We start from the raw sequence: 9926 nt of genomic DNA, 5'->3' as shown, positions 1-9926 counted from the left end.
ATGTAATGAAGCTGGATATCTTCACTGAAATTCAGAAGCGTGCTTGTGATGCTGATGGCGGCTTCGCCCAACTGCTCGATGAGACCCTTGAGCAGGCCCGCGTCGCGGATCAAGCGGGGTTCGATTGCTGGTGGGAAGTTGAGCATCACTGCACACCAGACTTCAGCTACAGCTCCTGTCCTGAACTGATGCTGCAGGCCGTGGCCGCCAACACCAGGCGTTTACGAATTGGTCATGCCGGAATCCTCGCTCCGTTCGAAATTAATCACCCTCTGCGCGCCGCTGAACGCTGCGCCGTGCTGGATCACCTCAGCGGCGGTCGACTGGAAGTCGGCCTCGCCAAATCGGGTGGGAAGGAGTGGCAGACTTTCAACGTTTCCGAAGACCAGGCCGGGGAAGATCTCGCTGAGCTCACGCGGTTGTTGCCGCGGGCCTGGCGCGATGTACCGTTTGCCTGGGAGGGAAGTCGTTGGAATGTTGAAGATCGCGATGTTCAACCGAAGCCTGTACAACAGCCACATCCACCGCTTTGGCATACCTGTTCGAGCCCTCCATCCTTTGAACGAGCCGGCAAAATGGGGGTTGGTGTACTCGGCACCACGCTGTTCGCCCCTGTAGATACCCTGAATACGATGATAACGGGGTATCGAAACGCCATTGCCAGCTGTGACCTGCCTGCTCAGTCAATAAACAATTCAGTGGGTGTTTTCACGTTCGTGCACGTGGCTGACTCCACCCGTGCCGCCATCGACAGCGGCGCGCCGCGCTCCGCTTTGTGGTATGTCAGTTCAGCGCCACGCGTATTCAATGTGCCTCGTGACATTTTCTACGCCGCAATTCGAGGCAACACGGACCCACGTTCTCATGGCGCAACTGTTGCCCTCAGCGCTGCAGAAGTGCCGGACACAACAGACCTGAGCGATCCCAATCCGGTCGTGGAGCTTATGAAACGTGAATTTGCCGGTGAAGAGATTTCCAACGAGGAGATTTTCTCGGTCATCGAGAATCTCGATTCCGTGATTATCGGCGATGTGGCAACCTGCCGACAGAAGATGGAGAAGTTCCAGGAGATTGGTGTGGACCGCCTGATGTGTCTCATGCAGATGGGTGAAGTGCCGCATGAACAGGTTTTGAGTAGTATGCGGCGAGCTGGCCGTGATCTGATACCGCACTTCAGCTAGCTGAGTGCGGTTCCATGCGCGGATCCAGCCTGACTGGAGGTAATGATCTGTGCCCAAAGTAGTCGACCACGAAAAACGTCGTCGGGAATTCATCAAAGCTGCATACGAAACAATCCGTGAGGAAGGACTGGCCGGCACAACGGTTCGTGCCGTAGCGAAACGCGCTGGTTTCACGACGGGAGCGCTCGTCCACTATTTCGGCGATAAGGACGAACTCATTCGACTTGCCCTGGAATATTCAGGAGAGCAGGTTCGAGAGCGCATGAACGCTGCGAATCAGGCCTGCAGTGGCAGAGCCGCACTACATCAGGTGCTGGTGGAGGCGTTGCCTCTGGATAAGCGGCGCAGTGCAAACTGGCGACTATGGCTGGCGATGTGGTACCACTCCGAGTCGAATCAGGATATGCGGGCCGAAGAAAAACGGCGATATCGGGAATGGACCAAACGCCTGGAACAGCCGTTTCTGCAATCCGTAGAACTCGGAGAACTGCCTCCGCAAATCGATATATCCGCCGAGGTTCAGGGACTCATCGCTTTCATAGATGGACTGGGTGTGCAGCACCTCATGTCGTCCCGTCGAATGTCATCCCGTCAGCTCATGATTTTACTTGACCGGTATCTCGATCGTATTTACGGAGCACCCTCGTAGGACTTGACGCAGAGACCAGCCTCATCATATAACGAGCGTTATAATTAGTTCGCCACTGATGGGGAGAGTCAGATGTCGTACGGTACCAATATCGGCTTCGCGCACGTTATTATTTCTGTAATCACTCTTGGGATGACGCAAACAGCCTGGTCCGCGCAATCAGGCGGTGTTATCGAAGAAGTTATCGTCACCGCCGAAAAACGCACAAGCAACGCTCAGGACACGCCCATTGCGTTAACGGCTTATGACAGTGAAGAACTCGCAATACGCGGCATTAACGACATCAGCGACCTTCAGTTCTCGGTACCCAATCTCATCGTCAGCCCGAACTCGCAGTCGCCGGTAACCTACGCGTACATTCGCGGCATAGGCTCGGATCAGCTTGTGGCGGGATTCGATCCCGGGGTGTCGTACCACATTGATGGCGTCTATATCGGCCAGCCATCCTCCATGCCTGGCGATTTGTGGGATATGGAGCGGGTGGAAGTACTAAGAGGGCCACAGGGGACTCTCTATGGTCGCAATACAACCGGTGGCTCGATAAATGTCATAACCCAGGACCCGAGCGAAGAATTTGAAGCGTTGATGGACGTCACCGCTGGCAACTACGACGACGTCAGGGTTCGCGGTGTCGTCAACGGCAAAATCACCGACGGAATCTCCGGGCGCATCGCTGCCATCGATCAACAGAACGATGGCTATCAGGACAATCTGTACAACAGCCAGCATACCGGCGATGTCACTGATTATTCTTCAATCAGAGGCAAACTCAAGTTCGATCTGGGTGACAGCGCTGATCTGGTGCTGACTGCACAGCGCTTTCAGAATTATGGCAATCAGAGCCAGAAACGTCGTGAACCCTTCGATTCAATCCCTGTCTATGCGGGCGCCATTCCGAACCCTTCAGATCCTCATAAAGTAGCGAAGGATTATCACGAAAAGCTGCAACTGAAAAACACCTTTCTTTCGGCCCGTCTGACCTGGGATCTGGAGCTTGGTGCGCTTGGCCCCGCGACGCTTGTGGCAGTTTCCGGATACGTCAACAACAACTGGTATCAGAACGCGGACATCGACCAGTCGAGCAATCCCATCCAGTATCAGACCTGGTCGATGGATACGAACCAGTTCACACAGGAAATCCGCATTCTTTCTGCAGGTGAAGGGCCGTGGGAATGGCTTGCCGGTGTGTTCTATTTCAATGAGAACCTGGACAGCGACTATCTTTTCGATGATGTCTCACCTTTCGGTTTTACCTTCTACAACGGTGGCAGTCTCGACTCTGAATCCTATGCGGCGTTCGGCCAACTGGGCTATGACTTCCGCGACGGTGGTCACCCGTTCAAGGTATCCGCAGGTTTGCGCTATACCAGCGACGAGAAAAAGATCGATGAATATCAGCAGATTCCGGCGTTCGGAGTAGATCTTAGCGGGAAGGATTCCGACTCCTGGGATCAGTACACGGGGCAGGTGGATTTCAACTATTTCTTCCGGGATGACATCATGGCGTACATCACTTTGTCACACGGCTACAAAGGTGGTGGATACTCTCTTGGCCAGTTTGACAACTACGATCCCGAGAAGATGGATGCAATCGAATCTGGTGTGAAGAGCCAGTTCTGGGAAGGCCGGGCGCAATTGAACGTTGCGGCTTTCTACGACAAGTACAAGGACCTGCAGGTCAACTTCCTCGAGTTCACGTCATTCACAACCGACAACGCCGCAAAGGCCACTATCAAGGGTGTGGAGCTTGAGTTCCTGATTCTCCCGGTCGATGACCTTTCGATTGGTGTAAACGCTACCTGGCTTTCCGCCGAGTTCGATGATTACCAGTTCACGCCGACTATAGATCTGTCCGGGGAAACACTGAACAGGGCTCCGAAATACACGACCCAGCTATTTGCTCAGTACGATTGGAGTCTGGGTAAGAATGGGGTGGTGACGGCACGTGCCGACTACTACTGGCAGGACAAGGTCTACTACCGCGTGCAGAACATCGCAAGGCACGAAGCAGATTCATTCTTCACAGCAGATGCACGCCTGATGTGGACCAGCCCTGCCGACCGCTGGGTGGTCGATGCCTACGTCAAAAACCTTACGGATGAAAAGAACCTGCGCAACCTGACAGTATCGGACGGCCTTTCTACTGGCGATAACAGCTTCGTTTCTTACTATCCACCGCGGACATATGGTGTAAGGGTAGGCTGGCGGACTGGCGGGTGATCACTGGAGATTATTGCAATGGATGACTGGCATGTACGATCAATCTTTCACTTCGTTCTACCCTGCAGCAACGTCGAACAGTCGATGGCGTTTTACGCCTATTTCGGCTTCGAAGTCGCCAAAGACAACCGCGATGTGAAGTGGCCCGACTACGTCGGCAAGAACTTCAACATGGGATCCGGTGTACAGGGTCGAGCCGTTCAGCTTGTACTACCTGCGGATGATGAATTGCAGACGCGCATCGATCTGATCGAGTGGGTAAATCCAAAGTGGCAGAACCCCGATTCGGGACGACCGGAAGGACAACGGTTTCCGCGGGTGATGGCGTTGCTGACTCACAACATCGCGGACGCAACCCGGGATCTGATCGCGCGCGGCCTGAAACCAACCCAGCCGTTGCGTGATCCGGATCCAGTTATTGGAGTTCAGGGGGTCGTGTGTTTCGCAGACCCTGACGGCCATATTGTCGAGTTGATCGAGTACTTCCCGGGCCAACTGGGCAGCAGGACAGATGGCCTGGAAAAACTATCTGACTGAGATACCTCGTTTCACAACATAGCGATGGGGTTCACCGGTGAGCCCGTCGCTCTTTCTATCCGAAGCGGTGCCACGGTAAACAGAAACGACCACTGGTTGTGCTTCGCGCAGGCTTGCGAGAGACGATCGAGCCGCAGGTTGTCGAGCAGGTGCACACCCATCGCGACCAACGCGCACTGATGTATAGGCATCCCCCAACCCTCGATATCAATATTCGGCAACGCATCGGATACACCATCGCTGCCAAGTACAGCGACGCCTCGCTGATGGATCCACTCAACACACTCAGGATGCATTCCCGCGAGTCCGTCAGTCAGAGGATCCCAGGGCCCCTGTTTCTCGCGGCGTGCGTCGCGTCCTGCAGATACGAGGAGAATGTCTCCCTCTTCCACCTTGACCCCTTGTGACTTCTCTGCGGCTTCGAGATGAGCCACGGTAATTGCGGTGCTGGCTTCAATCCACTCGACGCCAAGCAATCGCGGGATATCCAGCAGCACCCCACGGGAGCTGATGCCTTCGCTCGTGCACATGATGCTGCCGTGTCGAGCCCCGGTACTTTTTACCTCCGTTGCAGCAAATCCGTTGTACATCAGACCGTCAACAAAAACGTGGCAGAGTGCGTCAATGTGCGTAGTAGCCATGCCGTGGAAGGCAACACCGACAAAATCCATTGCCGCCTCTAGACCAACTCCAGGAATGACACAATCGTCCCCACCCTGGATCATCATATGCAATGCCGGATTCGGATTCTCCACAGTGGGCTGTACCGCCAGTTCCCTTGCGCAGCTGACCACTTCGCCAATCCGGACCGCTGCTGCAGCTTCGCGGCGTTTCGCGTCGGTGATGAGATTCAGGGCACCATGCTCATCGTCGTCTCCCCATCTTCCCCAGTTCTTGACGCTTTCGAATACTTCACGCATCCGAGTCGGTGTCCAATCAGTGTCCATCAACATTTTCTCTGTGGTTTGCGAAAACTTTGCTGACCGGCGTGAGCTGGCAGTCCGGGCAACAAGCACTGAGATTTTACCGCGTGAGCGCCGGGTAGACTATGACCGAGCGCGAATCACGGCGTTGCTGAGTACAGCCGCATTAACTGGTGATGCGTTCCTGACCAGGCGCCTGCAACAGTACCGCCAAAAAAATCAAACCCGCACCAGAACAGGTGATAGCGCTGACAATCCGTCGCAATGTTTCGAGAATCTCGAAGGGTACGAGCGCGGCGTTTCCGGGTTGCCTGTTACATTGCCGTCAATGTCGAGCGGAATTCCCAGTGGAAGGACCGCTCAGCGACGCCTCCGCCGGTGGAGTCCACCCGGCCGCACGCAACCCCTCGACCAGCGCCTCGACAATCAACTCGTCGGTGTGATACACGCGGTAGGCGGCGGCGGGATCGCGCCCCATCAGCGGCCATGACTCTGCCATGGCAGTAAGCGCGTCGTGCGCTGCCTCCATGTCGCCAAGCTTGGCGTAGCTCATCGCGGCGAATGACAGACCCAGGGATGAGCCGGACGTCGAGGATTTCTCAGCCGCCGCAAGGGCGCGCGCGTAGTCGCCATCGAGATAGGCGTAGACGGCAATCATATGGTAATACCAGTCCAGCGGATTGGCGCTGCGCGCTATTGCCTGCTGCAGATATTCGAGACCCTCCCGGTTGCCGCGCACCGCCAGCCGCCAGCCGAGCTGGGCGAGGGTGTCCGGATCGTACGGGTTCAGCGCCAACACCTCGCGTTGCAGATTCTCTGATGCGGCGTAGTCACCCCGGTGGAACATGACAACAGAGAGCGCCGCCAGCGTCCGCGGATTGCGGGGCTCGAGCTCGACGGCGTGAGAGGCTGCATCGAACGCCGCGCTCATCTCCGCCGGGTGCTCAGCCTCCGGCGCGATGCCCTGCCGCGCCGCGTCGAGGTGCAGCCAGCCGAGCATCGCCCAGGCGTCGGCATACTCGGGATCACGCACGACCGCCTGCTTCAGGCAGGCAAAAGCGGGCGCAAAGAGCGCGTCATCGAAGCTCCGCCGGTAATCATAGGCGCGCAGCACACAGGTGTAGCTCGGCATGCTGGGCCTGCTGCCGGGGATCATGCGCCGATTGATGGCCTCGTTTACGGCGCCGTAAGGCTGGCCGAGTTCGGTTGAGATCGCTACCGCCAGATCGCGTTGGACGCCGAACAGATTCCCCGGTGTGAGCGCTTCTGAATAGCTGCCACTCCAGTGAACTTGGCCAGATTCCGTGTCAATCAGACGGGCGTGGAGCTGCACCCGACCGTTCTGCAGTTGCATGACGCCCGTCACAATGAACGAAACCCCCAGGTCGCGCTTCAGGATTTCCGGGTCGACACCCGCATCGAGACGAAAGCTGGTCGTCGTCGCGTAGAGCCGGAAATCCTGAAAAAGCATGAGATTCGCGATCAGTTCCTCGGTCACGCCGGAGGCGATCAGCCCAATGTCCTCGGAGTCTCCATACGCCTCGAACGGCAGGACCACTATTGCAGGCACGCCTGCTTCCGCTACATCCGATTCCGAGCCGCGCAGCCCGACAACGAGCGCACTGAACGCCGCCAGACCGCCGAGCGCAAGAAGCGCCACGGCCACTGCCAGACGTCCGCGGCGGCGTTTGCCGGCGGTCTCAGCATCGGGCGAAGGCGTCGCAGTCGCGTCCCTCGACGGGGGTACCAGGTCTTGCGGATCTGGCTCGGATGGCGGCGCTGACGCGTCCACGTGCTGATTCTGCCAGGCGAAATGCGGGACGTAGCCACCCTTGGGAATGGTGATGCGAACGGGATCCTCGCTGCCGGCGTCGACATAGTAGCTGTCGAGATCAGTGCGCAGCCGCCGTGCTTCCAGGCGCACAACCGGATCGGACCGCTGATCAAAGGTTTCGTCCCGCCCGAAGACGGAGAGGGCCAATGTGACGCCCTTCAGCCTGTCGCCGCGACCGGCCAGCGTTTCGTCAACGATGAATTGCAGCATCGCCCGCCTGCGCTGGCTGGCGCGAAAGGACCCACCCTCAAGCATCCGCTCCAACTGCGCTCTGACATCCTCCGGAGAGGGTGAAGACAGCGAAGACGCCGTGCCGAGACTGCGGGCGCTGACTTCTGAACCTTGAGGATTGACCACTACGGAATCCGAAAATTGATCCTGCTCAGCATACACGAGGTATTGGAATGCTGAAGCACGGGAATTTACATAGGGCTTGGTACGGGCCAGGGCGCGGGCACCCTGTCTCGTCGCTCCTGAAAATCTGAAGAAAGAGCGAGGTGCGAACATGTTCGCACCTCCCGTCACACGGCTTCTCGTGGCCTAATCCCATGCTACGATAACGTCTCTCGCGGGCGAGAGGCTTGCTGTTGAGCGTGGGGGGTGTTCGCTGACTAGCCTATCTGCCTTAGAGGAACGGTTTCCGAAGCGACAGCTGGAGATCCGCAGGCTCTGTTCTCGGGAAGCGGCATTCCGCGGCGTCTGTGAGGACTACGAGGTGGCGGTGAAAGCGCTTCGACACTGGCAGTGTGTCAAGAAACACACTGACCGGGCGATGGAATACCGCCAGCTCGCAGACGAAATCGGAGCCGAAATAGAGGCACGTCTGGACGCCGCTTTGGCGTTAGGGATGACGAAAGTCGAAAACGGGAAAATCTACATGACTGAAAATCAGCAGGAGCACAAATGATGCGACAGAAAAGACGAGGCAGATCCTTCGCGCAACGCGCCGGAGCGCTCTGCGCGACCGCGATCGCGCTGGGAGCGGCTGCCATCGGGACAATGGCCCCGGCATACGCTCAGGCCGCAGAGCAGAAACAACCGAACATCCTGTTCATCATGGGCGATGACATCGGCATCATGAACGTGGGTGCCTACCATCAGGGCCTGATGGTAGGGGAAACGCCCAACATCGACCGCCTGGCGAAAGAAGGCGCAAGATTCATGACCTATTATGCCGAGCAGAGCTGCACGGCCGGCCGCACCGCCTTCTCCACCGGTATGCATCCGTTGCGCGCGGGCATGGTCATGCCGCAGCTTCCGGGTGCCACCAGTTCGCTGTTGCCGGGCACGCCTGCGATAGCCAAATTCCTGCTGGACCTCGGCTACAACACCGGCGAATTCGGCAAGAACCACTTGGGTGATAAATCAGCGTCGCTGCCGACTGCACACGGCTTCCAGGAATTCTGGGGCTATCTGTATCACCTCGACGCGATGCAGGGGGTGAGCTTCCCGGATATCAACAGCTCCCCGACCGATCAGGCGGTAGTTCCACCGTGTAAGAACACCCCGGTCAAGGGCCTCAAAGAAGTCCCCGGCGCCATTGATCCGGAAGATGGGCTCTGCATGTTCCCACCGCGGCCGGTTCTTCATTGCACCTCCAAGGACGGCAGCGAGAAAAACCAGAGCTGCAAGGACATGGGGCCGCTGACACTGGAACGCTCCAAGACCATTGATGAGGAAATCTCCACGCAGGTCATCGACTTCCTCGACCGCAACGACCCCGACAAGACCGACAAGCCGTTCTTCGTCTGGTACAACCCGGCACGCATGCATGTCACCACCATGCTTTCAGAAAAGTACTTGGACATGCTGGGTGAGAAAGGCGGCAAAGACTGGGGCATCAACGAAGCCGGCATGAAGCAGATGGACGACAACATCGGCTACGTGTTCAAAAAGCTCGAAGAAATGGGCGAGATGGACAACACCATCATCGTCTTCACCACCGATAACGGCGCCGAGTCCATCACCTACCCCGACGGCGGGATCACGCCTTTCAGGGGTGGCAAGCTGACCACCTGGGAAGGCGGTATGCGGGCACCGATGCTCGTTCGCTGGCCCGGGCACGTCGAAGCTGGCACAAACCCCGACCAGATATTTTCCTCTCTGGACTGGGTGCCAACGCTGGTCAATATCGCCGGCGGACCTTCGGGTGACGGCCTGAAGAAGCGGATTGAGGCCGGCAAGTACCCCGGCATCGTCAAGACCACGCTGGACGGTTTCGACCAGCGGGACTATCTCGAGGGCAAGGCCGATTCGGCACGCGACACCTTCTTCTACTACACCGGTGCACAACCTTCGGCGGTGCGCTACAAGAACTGGAAGTTCTACTACACCATGGTTTCTTCCAATGCGCTGGAAGCGTTCAATGATGCAAGCTCGTATCACTGGACCCAGATCAACAACCTCAAGCGTGATCCCTTCGAAAGATCGGTTGCGTCAGCTGAAGGTACCCTGCTCGGTTACGGCGGCGCCCTGGCAGCCCCGAGCACCGCGTTCATCTATGACTGGAACCTGCTGCCTATCGGACAGCTGCTGTGGCTGAAGGAACTCGAGACCTACAGGACCTTCCCGGCGCTGCAGAC

General features: G+C 57.5%; 8 protein-coding genes. 6 read left to right on the top strand and 2 right to left on the bottom strand.

Annotation, left to right across the window (positions count from 1 at the left end):
• The 4 genes from LJE91_02725 to LJE91_02710 all read left to right on the top strand — a co-directional run.
• Positions 1-1181: LLM class flavin-dependent oxidoreductase (locus LJE91_02725; GenBank protein MCG6867663.1), on the top strand; the 1181-nt coding region annotated here is incomplete at its 5' end.
• 49 nt (positions 1182-1230) lie between these two features.
• Complete coding sequence (locus LJE91_02720; GenBank protein MCG6867662.1) at positions 1231-1830, top strand: TetR family transcriptional regulator C-terminal domain-containing protein; 600 nt, start codon at positions 1231-1233, stop codon at positions 1828-1830.
• A 72-nt stretch (positions 1831-1902) separates the two neighbouring features.
• The gene (locus LJE91_02715; GenBank protein ID MCG6867661.1) at positions 1903-4050 is read left to right on the top strand and encodes a TonB-dependent receptor; all 2148 of its coding nucleotides are present in this window, start codon (positions 1903-1905) and stop codon (positions 4048-4050) included.
• A gap of 84 nt (positions 4051-4134) precedes the next feature.
• The gene (locus tag LJE91_02710) at positions 4135-4587 is read left to right on the top strand and encodes a hypothetical protein (GenBank protein ID MCG6867660.1); all 453 of its coding nucleotides are present in this window, start codon (positions 4135-4137) and stop codon (positions 4585-4587) included.
• Positions 4588-4598: 11 nt separating this feature from the next.
• Here the strand turns inward: LJE91_02710 and LJE91_02705 are convergent, their stop codons facing one another.
• Positions 4599-5507 (bottom strand): cyclase family protein, encoded by a 909-nt coding sequence (locus tag LJE91_02705; GenBank protein MCG6867659.1) that lies wholly within the window; start codon positions 5505-5507, stop codon positions 4599-4601.
• 328 nt (positions 5508-5835) lie between these two features.
• Complete coding sequence (locus tag LJE91_02700) at positions 5836-7851, bottom strand: hypothetical protein (GenBank protein MCG6867658.1); 2016 nt, start codon at positions 7849-7851, stop codon at positions 5836-5838.
• Positions 7852-8059: 208 nt separating this feature from the next.
• Between LJE91_02700 and LJE91_02695 the strand changes: the two genes are divergently transcribed.
• Positions 8060-8251: a hypothetical protein gene (locus tag LJE91_02695; GenBank protein ID MCG6867657.1), complete on the top strand. Its 192-nt coding sequence runs from the start codon at positions 8060-8062 to the stop codon at positions 8249-8251.
• Positions 8252-8343: 92 nt separating this feature from the next.
• Positions 8344-9926: arylsulfatase (locus LJE91_02690; GenBank protein ID MCG6867656.1), on the top strand; the 1583-nt coding region annotated here is incomplete at its 3' end.

The sequence above is a fragment of the Gammaproteobacteria bacterium genome, assembly GCA_022340215.1.
Classification (GTDB): domain Bacteria; phylum Pseudomonadota; class Gammaproteobacteria; order JAJDOJ01; family JAJDOJ01; genus JAJDOJ01.
The sequence above is the reverse complement of the archived record's forward strand: the minus strand, read 5'-3'. Positions and strand labels throughout refer to the sequence as shown.